Raw genomic sequence first — 17,544 nt, forward strand, 5'->3', positions numbered from 1 at the left:
TCATGATAACCCCAGTCTATCTTCTGCGCTCTTATTTTATGTTGTTCATACAGTTCTTTTAAACGTGGTTCTAATCGAAAATCTAAATCATTTGTTAGCATATATAAGTGCCCCCTTTTTTATCGTAGATAGTCATTCTATTTTTACATTCATTTGTATCCTTAAAAATTTTCTACAAATAAATATTACTTTCCTTTTTTTAAGTCAAATACAACAAATTTTTAACAAACCACTTTAAGAACGCTTTATTTCTATATGATTTTTTTCATATCAAAAGGGAAACCGTTACATATATTGTCCTTTTTTATAAAAAGGGTTCTGAGGCATACGATATGTTGCTTAGCCTAAATAAAAAAACTATCCTCAGCAAATAGAGGATAACATTCATGGATGAAGATACTCGTCATATTGTAAATCTTGGTGAGTATAAAAAGGTGCATATCCATAAAGAATCGTTTTATAATTAAGATTGATAAAGAATTTATCTTTCATCCGTTTTCGCTACTTTCTAATTTTGTTATTGGTAGCAAAAACTTAAAAGATTAATGGCGTTTTATACACACTAACAATTTATTTAGATATAAGATATTAGATTAAGAAATTGCAAAATATATACAGTTGATAAGATAGCCTTAAACGACAATCCCCAACAAAATCACTGTACATTGGCTATGATGAGTTAGACCGAATTTTCGGAAACAGTATACAATACAAAGGAAAGAGGCGATAACCATGCAGTCAACGGAATCGTATATGAAGGAAAGACAACGTAGAGAAAAAATAGAAATAATATTTAATCACAGGGTAAAAGGAGAGAGTTATTTTCATGGTTCTTCCTATCAATGGAAAAACATTGTATATCAAAATTATAATAAGATACAACAAAAAGAGTTGGAAATTGAACAAATTATTTCAAAAATGGAAAAATCAGGAGTTCGTTTTACGCAGCACCGCTCGCTCATACACTATCCCATCATTGATTTTGTAAAATATATAGCTAAGATTTATAAGGAAACCCTCGAAACACAATAATCATATTTAAAGGAAACCTTTATAAAGTGTGTATTTTCGAAACTTTGTTAACTAAAAGCCCAAAAACTCATTTTAATATTCTTTTTATTCGAAATACTCTTCTTTCTTGTTATAATAAAAACCATACCGTATTCTAGTCGTTTGTATATCTTCAGATTTTGCGAATTTCATTACACCTTATTTACTTTTTATGTACTTTATAATAAAAAAAAGAATTATCTCTTCTCTTAAAAATTAAGAGAAAAAATAGTTCTTTTTCATTTATCTTATTTCTTAAAGTAAGTCCAGCCTTCTTCTTGGTAAATCTTTTCTTCTTTCATCAGTTTACCAAGTGCACGCTTAAATGCAGCCTTACTCATATTGAAACGTTCTTTAATGTCTTCTGGGTTGCTCTTATCCCAAAACGGCATTGCTCCGCCTCGTTCTTCCATATATGCATAAAGTACTGCTGCATCATCTTCCATTCCTTCTTCTTTACGAGGAAGAAGTGAAATGTTAATTGTACCGTCGTCTTTCACGTCAATAATACGACCTGTTACGCGCTCACCGATGCGGACTTGTTCTTTTCTTTCTGTATGGTGTAAGAAAGCACGGAAATGCTCGTCAGTTAGTATGAATGAACCAACTTGAAGTGAGCGATACACACGTCCATTTACGTTTTTATTACGCATAGATGGCGTTGCATCTACGATAATTTCTTGCATATCACTGTCTCTTGCCGGAAGAGCAATTAAACGATCACGATTCGTTAATTTTAACGTACAATATAATTCGTCGCCTTCCTGAGGCCATACTGGCATATAAATTGGAAACTCATCAAGTGGAATTAGTATATCTTTTGATACACCAATATCAACAAACACACCTAAACTAGGAATAACTTCTACAACCTTTACCCAATTCCAATCATGTGTTGTAATAATTGGTTCCTTCATTGTTGCTGAAATACGATTTTGGTGATCAAGGTATAAGAATACATCAATCGTATCGCCTTCTGCAATTTCTCCAGCTAATTCGTTTTTATGTAGGAAGATTTCTTCCTCTTCGTTTCCAACCATATATCCGATTTCCGTTTCGCGTAAAACAGTTACCTGTTCAATCGACCCTAATTGCAAATACATATTTTTTAATTCCCTTCTATATATATAAAATTATCTTTTTTATCATTCCAAACAAAAGTTAATTATAACACGATTTTTCCTTTATTTGTCCAACTGCCCAAAATTCACTATAATTAAATAAAGACTGTATCTATAGGACTATATTCCTCTACGGATGATCCGTCAAAACACTTAAGTTGCAACACTCTATCTAATCGATGTATTTTCCGCTATACTTTAATATGTATATTACATAGCCTATTTAGGTGCATGAAAAGATAGAAATTTATTTGGAGGTGCTAACTATGGCAAAAGAGAGTTCTTTTGACATCGTTTCGAAAGTAGAATTACCTGAAGTAACAAACGCAATTAACATCGCATTAAAGGAAATCCAAAACCGATATGACTTTAAAGGTAGTAAAAGTGATATTAAATTAGAAAAAGAAGTACTTGTTTTAACTTCTGAGGACGAGTTCAAATTAGACCAAGTAAAAGACGTTCTAATTTCTAAACTTGTAAAACGTAACGTTCCAATTAAAAACTTGGACTACGGAAAAGTTGAAACTGCATCTGGTAATACTGTTCGCCAACGTGCAACTCTGCAACAAGGTATCGATAAAGATAACGCGAAAAAAATTAACAACATCATTAAAGAAATGAAATTAAAAGTAAAAACGCAAGTACAAGATGACCAAGTACGCGTAACAGCGAAAAGCCGTGATGACTTACAAGCAGTAATCGCAGCCGTTCGCAGCGTCGACTTACCAATCGACGTACAGTTCATTAACTACCGCTAAGAAAAAAAGATCCTCTATCTATACAGAGGATCTTTTCTTTTTAACCGCAATTAAAAAAGCAATAAATAATACGTTCACACCGACTATTAAGGAGATAAACAACCAATTCACACCTGTTTCTTCGCTAACTTTATACACATTCGACTCTTCGCGCTTTAAAACAAGATAAAACTTTCCGTTTTCTTCTCTTATAATTTCGTCTTCTAACAATCCTCTTAACTCTTGTTTTTCACCAATTGTACTTACAGGTAAGGAGACCTTTTGCGTTTCTTTCGTATTATTAATCGCTACTAGTGTTACTTCATCTTTATACTTTCGTTTTAATATACTCATTCCATCTTTATCATATAGAAGTTCAAACGTACCACGTCGTAAAGATGGTCTCGCTTGTCTAAGTTCACCTAGCTTCGTTATGTGCTGCATAAACTTTTCATCAGATTTGAAATCCATTAATCGTCTATTATCTGGAGCATCTCCCCCATCTAATGCGATTTCAGTTCCGTAATAAAAATTCGGTATCCCCGGGGATGTTAACAAGTAAGTGATCGCTAGTTTTAAACGAGACGGTGGGTAATACATATTTTCTTTTGCAATACGTGCAAATCGCTTTGTTTCTTGATTATCTAAAAACGTAGCGAATTCCTCTTCTTTTCCACTCACATCATATAAAGGTTTCACAGACATATCTACTTTTGAAAATGACTCTACTATTTTTTTATAGTACTCATTATCTTCCTTTGTCATAATGTGAAAATCTTTCTTTACCTTTTGCAAATCCTTTTGCACTTCATCCCAAAAAGCACGCGGCTTTTTTTCACTATGTATCACATAACTTCCGTCTAAATCGACTTCTTTTATCCACCATTTCATCGAGTCTATTAATTGTTGTTCATTTTCTTCATACGGAAATTGAAAGACAACTTTCATTCCTTTTTTGTGAGCCTCATTTACAAGTTCTTTCACATCATTTTCTGTTCCGAAATGTTCATTTACTTTTTGAAAATTTCGAACGCTTAATCCGTCATACTTTTCACTTTCAAAAAGCGGCGAAAGCATAATAGTAGTAAATCCCATTTCTTTTATGTAGTCCAATCTTTTTATAATCCCACGTATATCTCCGCCCTGATACCCTTCTAAATTACCAACGTCTAACTGTTTGTCATTTTTCGATTCTCCGTTATTAAAGCGATCAATCATAATGGAATATATAACTTCATCTCGCCATTCCCTTTTTTCTTCCGCAAAAGTATGTACTGGTACAAACAAAATAACAGCTAAACAAAAACAAATGAATAGTTCCTTAGTCCATATTTTTTTCACACGCATCCCCCAAACTTCCAATTGTAAGAATATTATACCAATTTTCAGAGCAAATCGCATACGTTGATTTTATCCCCCAAAAATACATCATGTTAGGTTTTCTAACATCATCTAAAAAGTTTTCTGAATTTTTAGTTGATTTTTCTTTTTATTTCGAATATGATATGAAACATAACATATAGATGTTATTTTTTCTAACATCATAGGAGGAGAGAGAATGAATACGGGAGATACAGTTTTTATTTTTGTAACGACAGTAATGGTCATGTTGATGACACCAGGATTGGCACTTTTTTATGGGGGTATGGTTCGCAGTAAAAACGTACTCAGCACGACAATGCACAGTTATAGCGCAATGGCTATCGTTTCGATTCAATGGATTGTTATCGGTTATTCTTTATCATTCGGGCCAGATTGGCACGGACTTATCGGCAATCTCGATTGGTTCGGTCTAAACGGAGTTACCTACGCACCAAACCCAGACTACTCATCTACTATTCCTCACAATTTATTTATGATGTTCCAACTCATGTTCGCTATTTTAACTCCCGCTTTAATTTCAGGGGCATTCGCCGAAAGAATGCGATTTTCTGCCTTTCTTATTTTTATCCTTCTTTGGACAACAATCGTTTACAATCCTGTCGCTCATTGGGTATGGGGCGTTGGCGGATGGCTGAGAGAACTCGGCGCGTTAGACTTCGCTGGTGGTAATGTCGTTCATATCACATCTGGCGTTGCTGGTCTTGTATTAGCTATTTTTCTTGGAAAACGAAAAAACATAAGCGGCACCTCCCCTCATCATTTACCTTTTACAATGTTAGGCGCAGGCTTACTCTGGTTCGGCTGGTTCGGTTTCAACGTCGGTAGTGCATTATCTTTAAATGACGTAGCTTTAACTGCATTTATTAATACAAATATAGCCGCCGCTGCCTCAGCTCTAACTTGGATGCTTTCTGAATGGTTCTTCCAATCAAAACCGACTGCGATGGGAGCTGCTTCAGGGGTTGTTTCTGGTTTAGTCGCAATTACGCCGGCTTGTGGATTCGTTACACCTTTCTCCGCTCTTCTTATCGGAGCAATTGGCGGTATATTATGCTTCGGAGCTGTCTTCTTCTTAAAAAACAAGTTCGGATACGACGATACACTCGATGCATTTGGATGCCACGGCATTGGAGGAACTTGGGGCGGTATTGCAACTGGACTATTTGCTACTACTACTATAAATAGCGATGGCGCTAACGGATTATTTTACGGAAACGCCACTCTCCTTTTCAAACAACTTGTAGCAATCGGAGCAACATATGCATTCACGATCATAATGACGTACGCCATTATTAAGGCAATTAACTTCTTCCTTCCTGTTCGCGTCGATGAGCACGAAGAACAAATGGGGCTTGATATTTCGATGCACGGGGAGAAAGCTTATGAGTATACTGAGCGAGTAAATTAAAAAAGAGATGCAATCTATTAATAGTAGATTGCATCTCTTTTTTCGCACTGATTAGCATACCCCATCCTGTATTCCCATAAATATATCGATTTACCGACGAATTCTGACATAGCTAAAACGCAAAATACCCTGCATGATTTTACACAAAAAAGACGACCGTTTAACAGTCGTCTTTTCCTATTTACTTCGGAACATTCCCTACATACTGCGTAATATCAACATTTAACGCCCCTGCTAAACGCATTCCGTAGTCATGATCTGCGCGGAAGAAGTTGCAAATAGCTAGTAATTTCGTTTGCTCATTTACGCCTTTTAAGTCGTTTGTTAAGTTCGCAATTAAGTTGTCTTGCTCTTCTTTAGAGAATGAACGGTAACGCTCACCCGCTTGCTTGAAATCATTTGGTTTGTCAATTTTTTCACGAGATACGTAGCCTTCTACTTTCATAGTTGAATCGCGGTAAGTTGGGTCCTCAACTGGATTTTCAGTATGACGGCTCGGTTCGTAGTTTATTGTAGATGGGTTTTGATCCACTTGCATCGCACCATCACGTTGTTGATTACGAACAGCTGCGTATGGGCAGTTTACAGGAATTTGTAAATAGTTTGCACCAAGGCGATAACGCTGCGTATCTGGGTAAGAGAATAAACGACCTTGTAATAATTTATCTTCAGATGGTTCAATACCATTTACAGTTGCACTTGGAGAGAACGCCACTTGTTCTACTTCCGCAAAGAAGTTTTTCGGGTTACGATTTAACGTCATCGTCCCTACTTCAATTAATGGGAAACGATCTTCTGGCCATACTTTCGTCGGATCTAGTGGATCGAAATCTAAAGAATCCGTTTCTTCTAGTTGCATTACTTGTACGTGTAAATCCCACTTCGGATAATTTCCTTTTTCGATTGCATCGAACAAGTCACGAGTTGCATGATTGAAGTCTTTTCCTTGCACTTGCTCGACTTCTTTTGCACTTAGGTTACGTACACCTTGCTGTGGTTTCCAGTGATACTTAATGTAAACAATTTTACCTTCTGCATTAATCCATTTAAATGAATGTACGCCGAATCCTTCCATTTCACGGTAGTTTGCCGGTGTACCATAATCAGAAAATACCCACGTCATCATATGTGTAGATTCTGGAGTTAACGTCATGAAATCCCAGTAACGATCTGGCGTTTGAACATTTGTATCAGGTGCTGGCTTTAAAGAATGCACCATGTCAGGGAATTTAATTGCGTCACGAATGAAGAAAACTGGTAAGTGGTTACCTACGATATCGTAGTTTCCTTCTTCTGTATAAAATTTAACAGCGAACCCACGCGGATCACGAGCTGTCTCTGGAGAACCTTGACCATGAATAACCGTTGAGAAACGAACGAATACAGGTGTTTCAGTTCCTTCATTTTGTAAAAACGCTGCTTTCGTATATTGCTGCATGCTGTTTTTCGTTACGAATACACCGTGAGCACCTGCACCACGTGCGTGCACAACACGCTCAGGAATACGTTCACGATCAAAGTGAGCAAGTTTTTCTACTAAATGATAGTCTTCTAACAATACCGGTCCACGGCGACCAGCTGTACGAGAGTTTTGGTTATCTCCAACTGGAGCACCTTGGTTTGTTGTTAAGCGCTTATTTGGATTCATCAAGGGTGATCCTCCTCTTTCCTTCATAGTAATTATTATTTATTTAAAATTATTATAAACTAATTATTATTCAAAATTAAATCCTTGTCAACTATTTCCTTCATTTTTTTGGAAACAATTTCAGCTAAACAATCAATAAATACAGATTGTGAATTGGGCATATTTAGTCTAAAATATGCGGCATTTAATTCATCAGTTACAACTTTACATTCATAATCGGTGTCATATAAAACTCCTAAATCGAGCAATGTGTTTTAAACCTAAGTAACAAACAAATTCATACTCTGTAAACATTTTATTCATTGAATCTGTTAATTTATGCGCCTGCTCTTTCATTATTTTCCCAAGCGGTGAAATTCCACCAATCGCTTTATACCGTCCGATTAAATTTTGGAGCGCTTCTTCAGATGGCTTACGGCCATGACGAATGTGAGTATAATAAGCTTCTACATCATCTAATGACTCCGGTGTTCCATATGCCATTACAAGCAAACCTATTTTCTTCTTCGTCATCTATATAGCACCTCAATTTTGGAAATGAGAATCTTTTTCAAGAACATTTGTTTCCAATTATAACAAGCAATAATAAGTACGTCAAAATAATAATTCTAAATAAGTATTGTTTCTAATATGATTTCGAATTTTATATGACAATTTATTTAAGAAAAAGAGCGGCTCACATAAATATAAGCCGCTCTTTCCCTATTCCTTAATATTTACCCCATACTCTTTAAACCAAACATGAATTTGCGCTAAATGAGCTAAAAGCTGCGGCCCAGTCATTAATTGACCAAACCATGGTTTTTGAAATGCACTGCCGCCAGACTGGATCAATCCGCTCAATTGCTCCTTATCGAACAATTCATGCAAAATTGAGCCTTTATCCGTTAATAAATCTTGGAGCCATACTGTGACTGCTTTCGTATAGTGCGGGTTATGCGTTTTCGGATACGGACTTTTCTTTCTATACAATATATCATTTGGAAGTAATCCTTCTAAAGCCTTACGCAATAGACCTTTTTCGCGGTTTTTATACATTTTCATTTCCCAAGGAATATTCCACGCATATTCGACAAGTCGGTGGTCCGCAAATGGAACGCGTACTTCTAAGCTTGCCCCCATACTCATACGGTCTTTTCTGTCTAATAATGTTGTCATAAACCATACCATGTTTAAATAAAATAATTGTCGTCTCTTCGCTTCTAATGGGCTTTCTCCCTCTAAAATAGGAACTTCTTGAATGGATTCTTCATAGCGTTGTTGTACATATTGTTGTAAATTTAATTTATTTCTCCATTCTTTCTTCAGAAGTTGTTCACGCGCTTCTGTAGAACGCATCCACGGAAATGCACTTGATTGTAAATCATCTTCTCTATAAAACCACGGATAACCGCCGAATATTTCATCTGCACATTCTCCAGATAAACCGACGACAAAATCTTGTTTTATTTCACGGCAAAACCATAATAATGAAGAATCAATATCTGCCATACCAGGCAAATCGCGAACGAGTACTGCTTCTGTTAAATACTGTGCTAGTTGTTCATTAGAAATGACGCAGCGATGATGAATTGTTTGAAATGTCTCTGTCATTAAATTAATAAATGGTGCATCTGAATTCGGCTGAAACGCATTCGCTTTAAAATATTTGTCGTTATCTTCATAGTCAACAGAATACGTGTGCAATTGACCTTTCCCTGATCTTTCATACTCTTTCGCGGCAATTGCTGTGATAGCACTTGAATCTACACCTCCTGATAAAAAAGTGCATAGTGGTACGTCAGAAACTAATTGTCTCGTAATCGCATCTTGTAATAAAAAACGAGTTTTCTCTACTGTTTCTTCAAATGAATCTTCATGTTTTTTACTTTCTACATTCCAATATCTCCATATACATAAACCGTCTTTTGAGAACGTCATTGCATGACCCGGACGCAGTTCTTGAATACCAGCATATACACCGTGACCAGGCGTTCTAGATGGTCCGAGGCCAAATATTTCTGACAACCCTTCTAACGTTACTTCCGCCTTCACATCTGGATGCGCTAGTATCGCTTTTAACTCTGAACCAAATAATAATCGTCCGCTATCATATTTATAAAAAAGCGGTTTTACACCTAATCTATCTCTAGCAATAAAGACTCGTTCATTTTTCTCATCCCATACTGCAAACGCATATATACCGTTTAAATGATCGACACATTCTTCTTTCCATTCAATATAAGATGCCAATAGTACTTCTGTATCGGAATGCCCTTTAAATGTATAACCTCTTCTTAATAACTCTTTGCGAATATCTTCTGTATTGTAGAGCTCTCCGTTATAGCAAATCGCATAACTCGTTTCGTCTTTTAAACAAGTCATGGGTTGTTTACCACCTTCAGGATCTACAACGATTAACCGTTTATGCCCAAATGCGACGTTCCCTTTAATCCAAACTTTATTATCATCTGGACCGCGTTTCGCTAGCGTTTCCGCCATCTTCGTCACGATGTCCCTTTCCCCTTCTAATGAGCGTTTATAATCCACCCATCCTGTAATCCCGCACATAAGAATCATCCTTCCTAATCTAATATCTGTTTCCGAACGTGCAGTAATCCCCACCCTATGAGTGCGGATACATAAAAACAACAAACTTGACGATAACTAACTATCCACATATGGAATAGCAGTTTCACAGTGTAAAGCGTGTTTTATTGTATGCCCATCTATCTTTAGGTGTGTCTAGTTATAAAGAACGTACGAACTGTCCATAACAAGAATAACTATTTCTATAAAAGGAGAAATGAACTATGATACAACGCAAACACATTTTGTATAACCAACCGCGCGCTCATACAGTCGGTAATGTAGAATATATAAACAAAGAATGGGTATTCTTTGATGATGAAAATGATGAGGCTTTTCTATTAGAAGATATTGCTGAAGATGGTTTTGAAATTTTATATAACAACAATTGGCTACCAGCTCGTTTTTATGAACAAGACATATTACAAATTGCAAATGAACAACATTCTCTCCAAAACGGGGAAATGATACGAATTCGAAAAAAATTACTTCTTAGCTATAATGAATGGCTTGAGGAATTACCTGACTCTGTCTTTACATTATTAACCGAATCATTGCAATCACTTAATTACTCTTTATATGATTGCATGTATTGTCATAATTATTTATCCTTCTTGCCAAAAGAGGAAGCATGCGAAGGAGTAAATATTCTTTTATTCGATAACGACGAAATGATTTGTACATTGCAGCATCATTTTGTACGCCACTCTTCCTCTAATAAAAATATTTTGCGATTTACGAAAGTAAACGGAGAAGAGTTGCATATTGATGCGACATAAAATAAAAACCACCTTATCTCCCAAATATTTGAGATCATAAGGTGGTTTTATTTTTATTTGAATACGTACCAGCCAAGCGGTAATTTTAGTCCTAAGTATAATACCGCTACTAGCGCGACAATAAATAAGCCCCAAACCGCCCCTGTTGGTTTGTTTTTGCTCATTTTCACAAGAACCATTTCCATTCCAGCGATTACTAATATACCAGCTAGCATTTTCATGCCGTACCACATGTGCATGCTACCTGTTGCCGTCTTCACAATACTCATGTACAACATGAAACCTGTCACAATAATGATGATATACATAAGGCGAAGCCCCATATGTACACCTTTACCTTTTCTTCCTGCTGAATAAAGTGAATACGCAACGAAGAATAAAATTAATCCTAACGCCCATGCTGTAATATGCATATGTACCATCGTATCCCTGCCTCCTCTTTTTCACACTTTTTCACTCTATATGATAACATGTTCATATATTTTCAGGAAATGTTTCGCTTTTTTATATTTAAATGCTATAATATTTAGAGTATTTACAAACTTCTTGTAATAACAAAAGGGGGAACAATCATGATTCAAACTAAGGATATTATCGAACTTACAGACACATACGGGGCAAATAACTACCATCCACTTCCAATCGTTATTTCTAAAGCAGAAGGCGTTTGGGTAGAAGATCCTGAAGGAAACCGCTATATGGACTTATTAAGTGCATATTCTGCAGTAAACCAAGGTCATCGTCATCCAAAAATCATTAACGCTTTAATTGACCAAGCTAATCGAGTGACGTTAACTTCTCGTGCTTTCCATAGCGATCAATTAGGTCCTTGGTACGAAAAAGTTGCGAAACTAACAAATAAAAATATGGTACTTCCTATGAATACAGGTGCAGAGGCTGTTGAAACTGCAATTAAAACAGCTCGTCGCTGGGCTTATGATGTGAAAAAGGTAGAAGCAAACCGTGCAGAAATCATCGTTTGTGAAGATAACTTCCACGGACGTACAATGGGTGCTGTTTCTATGTCATCAAATGAAGAGTACAAGCGCGGCTTCGGTCCAATGCTTCCTGGCATTATTGTAATTCCTTATGGTGATTTAGAAGCGTTAAAAGCTGCGATTACACCAAATACAGCTGCATTCATTTTAGAGCCAATCCAAGGTGAAGCAGGAATTAACATTCCACCAGCTGGTTTCTTACAAGAAGCTTTTGAAGTATGTAAAAAAGAAAACGTTTTATTCGTAGCAGATGAAATCCAAACAGGCTTAGGCCGTACGGGTAAAGTATTTGCTTGCGACTGGGACAATGTAACTCCTGACATGTACATACTTGGTAAAGCACTTGGCGGCGGCGTATTCCCAATCTCTTGTGTTGCAGCAAACAGCGACATTTTAGGTGTATTCGAGCCAGGTTCTCACGGTTCTACATTCGGTGGTAACCCACTTGCATGTGCTGTTTCTATTGCAGCTCTTGAAGTATTAGAAGAAGAAAAATTAACAGAGCGTTCTCTTCAATTAGGAGAAAAACTAGTTGGGCAATTAAAAGAAATTGATAACCCAATGATTACTGACATTCGCGGTAAAGGTTTATTCATCGGTATCGAATTAAACGAGCCAGCTCGTCCTTACTGTGAACAACTAAAAGCAGCTGGTCTATTATGTAAAGAAACACACGAAAACGTAATTCGTATTGCACCACCTCTAGTAATCTCTGAAGAAGATTTAGAGTGGGCGTTCCAAAAAATTAAAGCTGTACTATCTTAATCATAGTGAGGTTGTCCTAAATATAGGACAACCTCTTTCTTTTTTTAGTAGTTTATCGTAAAATAAAATTGAATATTCTGTTTTTCGTTAAAAAGGGGGTAACTGTATGCTATTGAAATACGGTAAACACATTAATAATTTAGCTACAATTTTTATTTCTATGACATTCATCGGCTTCATATTATCTACAACTTTACTCAGTCATTATTCAACTCCTAATACATTCACACTACTCAAAACATCATTTTGGGCTGCTGTTTTCCTTACAATTATCGGTTTTGACCGCGAGAGAAGCGCACTTGCAGTTATGCTAATTGGAATTTGTACTTTAGCATTAATCGGATTGTATATTTTCGCCATCATAGATTACTCCGTTAATCCACGCCCATAGAAAAGAGCTATCTTTTCACAAGATAGCTCTTTTTTCATTTCACAATATTTCTAAGCGTACCAATTCCCTCTACTGTAATAACAACTTCATCACCAGCATGTAAAAACTTCGGTGGTGTAAAACCTTTACCAACACCAGCTGGTGTCCCTGTTGCAATGATATCTCCTGGCTCTAATGTCATGCCTTTACTTATAGTTGAAATAATTTCTTCTACTGAAAAAATCATTTCTCTCGTATTTGAAGTTTGCCTTACTTCTCCATTTACCACTGTTTCAATGTGTAATGCATTCGGCGTTCTAACCATCGATTTATGAATTAAATACGGTCCCATCGGACAAAATGTATCGAAACTTTTCCCTAGGAAAAATTGTTTATGTTTTCTTTGAATATCCCGAGCAGTTACATCATTTATAACTGTATATCCAAAAACATGATCAAGAGCTTTTTCTATTTTTATTTGTTTCCCTCGCTTACCGATAACGATTGCTAGTTCACCTTCGTAATCAAGTTCATTCGTCGCGTGAGGGTGACCATTAATTTGCTCATCAATTCCAATCACTGTTGTTGGCGCCTTTGTAAAAATCATTATATTTTCAGGGATAGACTCTACTCCGCCCATTTCTACCGCATGCTCACGATAGTTCTTTCCAACACAAAGAATATTTTTTCTCGGCCTTGGAATCGGTGCTAATATTTTCACCTCTGCTAACGGATAATACGCCGATCCCGCATTTTCCTTCGCCCAATTTACAATATCGTACACTTTCTCAAGACATTCGCTTCCTCTTTCAATACACTCTAACATGGTAATTGGGATAGTAACCTTTTCCCCTTTTTGTCTTTGCGCTTCTCTTAAATGTAATACCTTTTCTTCCTCTTCATCCACAATACCTACAAATACTTTTTCTTCTTTCTTAGCCGTTACAAAACGCAATACTTCCACTCTCCATCCTAAAACTCATACCCTTTAATTGTATTCGCATCCTTAAGAAAAAAACCTTCTTATACACGCTAATTTTTACAATATTCAACCGTTATTATATTTGTTCCTCATCCGTTATTTGACATAAAATGTAGAAATTATACTTTTTTTAGCGAAGATGTTTCTTTTTTATGGGATTTTTGTATAATATGTACTACATATATACATAAAATTTATTGAGAGATGGAGCCGATTTCAATGTTTGAGCAAGCTATCGAAAAAAAACGCGAAAAAATGATCTATTTTGCTGAACGCTACGGAATGACTTCTCAAAAAACAGTAGATTGTAGCCAGGAATTGGACAGGCTCTTAAATGTTGTTTGGCCTATACATACAGATTGCACACATACTCAAATGTTCGAAACACATACGCAATAACGTATGTGTTTCTTTTATTTCGAAAAAATACACATTTTATTGAAAACGCCCATACAATAGTAGAAAAGAAAATTTTAAAAACGAAAGGTGTTTTGTATGCCAGCTATGGTCGGACATATTCGTATCGTTAACATTGGATCAAGTGGTATTTTTCATATTGGAGATGTATTTGCGATTAGGCCTATTAGTTATTCACGCGCTTTTGCGGGAGCCGGTTCATTTAATGTTGGGGATAACGTCTCTGTCTACAATTATCAAAGCTCAACGACCGTCAATGATTCAGATGTAATTGATCAAGCAATAATTGGTTCGAACTAAAGGGGGCGATTGCATTGAATTTTTATGTGAACCAAAGTATCATCATTAACAGCATTAAAATCGATAGCATTACGACCTCTTCCGTTTTTCAAATTGGAACTGCAGGTAGTATTAAGGCTCTTTCTAAATTCTCAAATTCTGGCGGATTTACAGAACCGCTTCGCCCTTTACATGCGAAAGGACAAATTATTTCCATCAAACCATCAACTAGTTCTTCTTAAGGTATCCTTGTCATAAATATATAGCAGGAATATATTTCCCCTCCCTATTGAAAAGGAGGTTTCACAAATGAATCAAGATATATATACTTACCTACACCAACTTCAACAAGCTCTCCAAATACAGCAGCAAACTATTCTAAACCTTGAAGAGCAAGTTCGCCTACTACAAGAAGAGCTTAATGAGTTAAAAAGTCGTCCCTCCTCTTCTATAGGAAAAGTGGAATATAAATTCGATCAATTAAAAGTAGAAAATTTAAACGGCACTTTAAATATTGGCTTGAATCCATTTTCAACAAAAGGGCAACAAATTGAAGATTTTCAAGTGGATACAGAAACATTAAAAGTAAATCCTGAAACAGAAACAAATCCAGACTTTTATCAAGGTATCCTCCAAGAAATGCATCGCTATTTAGATGAAGAAGCATATAGTCGAATTCTCCATTTTGAACAAGAAGAGAGAACGCCGCTTGATGAGATGTATCGACAAATGATGGTGGATGACATAAAAAAACAGATGGAACATAGACTTCCATATTATTTATCACAAGTTCAATCGTATGAGGGTATTTCCACAGATCCCGATTATTTACGAGACATCATTATTCAAGCGATGAAACAAGATATTGACAAGGCGTTCCTTTCCTTTATTCAACACATACCGGGCAATTTCCGAAAGGAGTGAGTATGCATGAATTTAAATGTTGTAAACCGCGAGTTAAAAGTAGGCCAGATTAAAATGAACGGGGTTTCTTCTTCCGCATTATTTTTAATTGGGGATGCAAACCTTCTCATCCTTTCTTCTATTCTTGATACGCCATTCGAATCTGTTACAGAGGGGCCATTTGTACCATTAGTAACAGATGTCCCTCCGACTCCAGGTTGAGGAGAGGAAAAATTATGCTCCGTCATACTTCAATTGTACAAAATGTTTCTATCGTTTCTATGGGGGTTGCAGCTGTCTTCCAGGCCGGGGATTCTAATCAAATAGAATTAAAAAATAGAGCACTTATCGTTCATCGAGAAATCCCTTGTTATATAAAAGGTGAAGGTCGTTTTGATGCGTTTGAAATCTTTACAGATGAGTACATTACAATTCCAAAGCGAACAACAGATGTAAAACTAAATATTGTAAATGAGTGCCCTTTTATTGAAGTAAATGATGTTCACTTGCGAACCCTTTTAAATTCCGCGTGCTTCCAAATCGGCAATGTTGACTATGTTTTCAATAATTCTCGCACGCTACAAATCCGCCAATTTATTACTGATGAACCTTCCTCTAAATAATTCATATAGTAATTAAAAAGCTTAGTAAAGTAGGTGGATGGTATGCCTTCGGTTGTAGGAAATCTTGTCGTTCAAAACAGTAACGGCTCTTTCAACTTAGGAGATTTTTATAACGTGTCTCCGAAAGAAAATACGAAAGCTTATAACGGCTCTGGAGCTTCCAATGTCGGATTTGTCGTCAACACTTTTAGCGGCGTTAGCGCAACAAATACATTTGATTCGGACGTTGCAGACCAAGATCAAATTGGAACAGCGTAAAAAAAGCATTAGCTCTTCTTGTATAGAGCTAATGCTTTTCCTTCTGTTTTTTAACACCTTACATATTTACGTTTGAACCCCAGTCTTCCTCTATCAAGTCCTTTATGAATACTTTCGTAAGCATTTAGAAAACTACTTTTCTTGTTATCCCGTTTTAGTTCTACTATGCCTACTTCCTTTGCGGTTTCAACTGCCTTTTCATGTAGCGGCACATATGAAATCCCCACGGTGTTTAGAAAATTATTCATAGCGGATTTCGTTCGTTCTGGCGCATCGTGAATTGTATTTTTCACAACTTCTAGCATATTGGTAATCTTACTTTCGGAAAATTCATGGTCTTTTCGATTCCCTAAAAGCCAGCAGTAGCAACTCCATCCCGCTGACATTCTTAGTTCGTCACCACTTGCAATCCATTTATCAGCAACGTCTTGTGCAAAATCTGACTCTGATAAAGTTACTGCTACCACATAATCGGACAGCATATAAAAGTACGCCCCATCCATCCAACGATCAAAATCCGATTCTTTCATAGTTTTTGGATCTGCAATAATGCCTGCAAAGTACATCGCATCATAGTTACCTGTAGCATAAAGCTCTTCAGCTAAACTTTGATTGATTTTTATTTTCTTCGCGATTGGTTTCATAGCACCTGTAGCTACTCCAAAAAGTGGCTCCTTTGCACCATTGGATATGTATATTTTTTTAGTTCGTTCCTTGCCGAGAGTTTCAAGCTCTTGCATTACTGTTTCAAAATCCATCGTGTTGCACTTCCTTCCTCAATATTATAATCAATTCGCTTATCTTCTTTATCAAGTTCTCTATACTTCATAACTCCATCTTTTAAAGCGTTTTGTCCATCGATTTACGATTTTCAAAATGGGATTTCGTTATACGCGTTTATCTAGCTAATTAATACCGATTATAAAAACTAATCATTAGTTAAGATGCTACTCCCCGCTAATGATTAGTTTTTTTATTTAAATGATAATCCCTTATCTTCTAAAGCCGCTCTCAATTTAGGTAAAGATGCTGGCCCTATACCGTGCAGTTTCAAAATTTCTTTTTCACTATACTTTGAAAGTTCTGCTTCAGTCGTTATTCCATGGTGCTCTAACGCTCGCCTTGCTGGTGCTGAAAGAAGAGAAAGAAAGCCTTCTTTTGGCTTTCTCTCTTTCTCACAGGTTGGGCAAGTTGGACAATCGCTACTTTTGTAGTACTCGTGTCCTTGATCACAAGTTCTTAACGTCGCCATAAT

The 17,544-nt window shown here is 36.3% G+C and carries 21 protein-coding genes and 2 pseudogenes; 13 read left to right on the forward strand and 10 right to left on the reverse strand.

Annotation, left to right across the window (positions count from 1 at the left end; genetic code table 11):
* Positions 1-101: pseudogene (locus AC0IXC_RS19930) on the reverse strand (acyl-ACP desaturase); the annotation flags it as partial.
* A gap of 631 nt (positions 102-732) precedes the next feature.
* On the opposite strand from AC0IXC_RS19930, the gene AC0IXC_RS19935 reads away from it, so the two are divergent.
* Positions 733-1,032, forward strand: a complete 300-nt coding sequence (locus AC0IXC_RS19935; protein ID WP_002030282.1) for a hypothetical protein — start codon at positions 733-735, stop codon at positions 1,030-1,032.
* A gap of 266 nt (positions 1,033-1,298) precedes the next feature.
* On the opposite strand, the gene AC0IXC_RS19940 is transcribed toward AC0IXC_RS19935, so the two are convergent.
* A complete protein-coding gene (locus AC0IXC_RS19940; RefSeq protein WP_002011240.1) occupies positions 1,299-2,153 on the reverse strand; it encodes a CvfB family protein in 855 nt (284 codons plus the stop codon).
* Positions 2,154-2,437: 284 nt separating this feature from the next.
* Between AC0IXC_RS19940 and AC0IXC_RS19945 the strand changes: the two genes are divergently transcribed.
* Entirely contained in the window at positions 2,438-2,929 is a 492-nt protein-coding gene (locus AC0IXC_RS19945; RefSeq protein ID WP_002011241.1) for a YajQ family cyclic di-GMP-binding protein, read from the forward strand.
* Positions 2,930-2,947: 18 nt separating this feature from the next.
* Here AC0IXC_RS19945 and AC0IXC_RS19950 read toward each other — a convergent pair whose 3' ends face one another.
* The gene (locus AC0IXC_RS19950; RefSeq protein WP_471653188.1) at positions 2,948-4,309 is read right to left on the reverse strand and encodes an alpha-amylase family glycosyl hydrolase; all 1,362 of its coding nucleotides are present in this window, start codon (positions 4,307-4,309) and stop codon (positions 2,948-2,950) included.
* A 157-nt stretch (positions 4,310-4,466) separates the two neighbouring features.
* Here AC0IXC_RS19950 and AC0IXC_RS19955 point away from each other — a divergent pair, with 157 nt between their 5' ends.
* Entirely contained in the window at positions 4,467-5,699 is a 1,233-nt protein-coding gene (locus AC0IXC_RS19955; RefSeq protein WP_002011245.1) for an ammonium transporter, read from the forward strand.
* A gap of 181 nt (positions 5,700-5,880) precedes the next feature.
* Here the strand turns inward: AC0IXC_RS19955 and katB are convergent, their stop codons facing one another.
* From katB to asnB, 3 genes and pseudogenes are all read right to left on the reverse strand, one after another.
* Entirely contained in the window at positions 5,881-7,347 is a 1,467-nt protein-coding gene (katB, locus tag AC0IXC_RS19960; RefSeq protein ID WP_431187520.1) for a catalase KatB, read from the reverse strand.
* Positions 7,348-7,406: 59 nt separating this feature from the next.
* Positions 7,407-7,860, reverse strand: a pseudogene (locus tag AC0IXC_RS19965) (ferrochelatase).
* A gap of 189 nt (positions 7,861-8,049) precedes the next feature.
* Positions 8,050-9,897: an asparagine synthase (glutamine-hydrolyzing) gene (asnB, locus tag AC0IXC_RS19970; protein WP_061675293.1), complete on the reverse strand. Its 1,848-nt coding sequence runs from the start codon at positions 9,895-9,897 to the stop codon at positions 8,050-8,052.
* A 242-nt stretch (positions 9,898-10,139) separates the two neighbouring features.
* Here asnB and AC0IXC_RS19975 point away from each other — a divergent pair, with 242 nt between their 5' ends.
* Positions 10,140-10,694, forward strand: a complete 555-nt coding sequence (locus AC0IXC_RS19975) for a DUF2777 domain-containing protein (protein WP_002140810.1) — start codon at positions 10,140-10,142, stop codon at positions 10,692-10,694.
* 53 nt (positions 10,695-10,747) lie between these two features.
* Here the strand turns inward: AC0IXC_RS19975 and AC0IXC_RS19980 are convergent, their stop codons facing one another.
* A complete protein-coding gene (locus tag AC0IXC_RS19980; RefSeq protein ID WP_002011256.1) occupies positions 10,748-11,116 on the reverse strand; it encodes a YisL family protein in 369 nt (122 codons plus the stop codon).
* 150 nt (positions 11,117-11,266) lie between these two features.
* Here AC0IXC_RS19980 and rocD point away from each other — a divergent pair, with 150 nt between their 5' ends.
* A complete protein-coding gene (rocD, locus tag AC0IXC_RS19985; RefSeq protein WP_000616665.1) occupies positions 11,267-12,457 on the forward strand; it encodes an ornithine aminotransferase in 1,191 nt (396 codons plus the stop codon).
* 106 nt (positions 12,458-12,563) lie between these two features.
* A complete protein-coding gene (locus AC0IXC_RS19990) occupies positions 12,564-12,848 on the forward strand; it encodes a hypothetical protein (protein WP_193652771.1) in 285 nt (94 codons plus the stop codon).
* 34 nt (positions 12,849-12,882) lie between these two features.
* Here AC0IXC_RS19990 and AC0IXC_RS19995 read toward each other — a convergent pair whose 3' ends face one another.
* Positions 12,883-13,782 carry a fumarylacetoacetate hydrolase family protein gene (locus AC0IXC_RS19995; RefSeq protein WP_044438097.1) on the reverse strand — a complete coding sequence of 300 codons (900 nt, stop codon included), beginning with the start codon at positions 13,780-13,782 and terminating at the stop codon, positions 12,883-12,885.
* Between the two features lie 246 nt (positions 13,783-14,028).
* Here AC0IXC_RS19995 and AC0IXC_RS20000 point away from each other — a divergent pair, with 246 nt between their 5' ends.
* The 7 genes from AC0IXC_RS20000 to gerPF all read left to right on the forward strand — a co-directional run bounded on the left by AC0IXC_RS20000 (position 14,029) and on the right by gerPF (position 16,289).
* Entirely contained in the window at positions 14,029-14,208 is a 180-nt protein-coding gene (locus AC0IXC_RS20000) for an aspartyl-phosphate phosphatase Spo0E family protein (protein WP_002087032.1), read from the forward strand.
* Positions 14,209-14,304: 96 nt separating this feature from the next.
* On the forward strand, positions 14,305-14,526 hold the full coding sequence (gene gerPA / locus AC0IXC_RS20005) for a spore germination protein GerPA (protein ID WP_001111190.1): 222 nt from the start codon (positions 14,305-14,307) through the stop codon (positions 14,524-14,526).
* Positions 14,527-14,540: 14 nt separating this feature from the next.
* Positions 14,541-14,747: a spore germination protein GerPB gene (gerPB, locus tag AC0IXC_RS20010; protein ID WP_001012505.1), complete on the forward strand. Its 207-nt coding sequence runs from the start codon at positions 14,541-14,543 to the stop codon at positions 14,745-14,747.
* A gap of 67 nt (positions 14,748-14,814) precedes the next feature.
* A complete protein-coding gene (gerPC, locus tag AC0IXC_RS20015; RefSeq protein WP_001070757.1) occupies positions 14,815-15,429 on the forward strand; it encodes a spore germination protein GerPC in 615 nt (204 codons plus the stop codon).
* A gap of 6 nt (positions 15,430-15,435) precedes the next feature.
* On the forward strand, positions 15,436-15,630 hold the full coding sequence (gerPD, locus tag AC0IXC_RS20020; protein ID WP_001052805.1) for a spore germination protein GerPD: 195 nt from the start codon (positions 15,436-15,438) through the stop codon (positions 15,628-15,630).
* Positions 15,631-15,644: 14 nt separating this feature from the next.
* Positions 15,645-16,031 carry a spore germination protein GerPE gene (locus AC0IXC_RS20025; RefSeq protein WP_002125894.1) on the forward strand — a complete coding sequence of 129 codons (387 nt, stop codon included), beginning with the start codon at positions 15,645-15,647 and terminating at the stop codon, positions 16,029-16,031.
* 42 nt (positions 16,032-16,073) lie between these two features.
* Positions 16,074-16,289, forward strand: coding sequence for a spore germination protein GerPF (gene gerPF / locus AC0IXC_RS20030; protein ID WP_001141570.1), 216 nt, complete (start codon positions 16,074-16,076; stop codon positions 16,287-16,289).
* A gap of 50 nt (positions 16,290-16,339) precedes the next feature.
* Here gerPF and AC0IXC_RS20035 read toward each other — a convergent pair whose 3' ends face one another.
* Together AC0IXC_RS20035 and AC0IXC_RS20040 are read right to left on the reverse strand one after the other, a co-directional pair.
* Positions 16,340-17,047, reverse strand: coding sequence for a DNA alkylation repair protein (locus AC0IXC_RS20035; RefSeq protein ID WP_215590907.1), 708 nt, complete (start codon positions 17,045-17,047; stop codon positions 16,340-16,342).
* 215 nt (positions 17,048-17,262) lie between these two features.
* The gene (locus tag AC0IXC_RS20040; protein ID WP_002011271.1) at positions 17,263-17,541 is read right to left on the reverse strand and encodes an RNA polymerase alpha subunit C-terminal domain-containing protein; all 279 of its coding nucleotides are present in this window, start codon (positions 17,539-17,541) and stop codon (positions 17,263-17,265) included.
* Between the last annotated feature and the right edge of the window lie 3 nt (positions 17,542-17,544).

It is taken from the genome of Bacillus sp. AC266 (assembly GCF_979253805.1).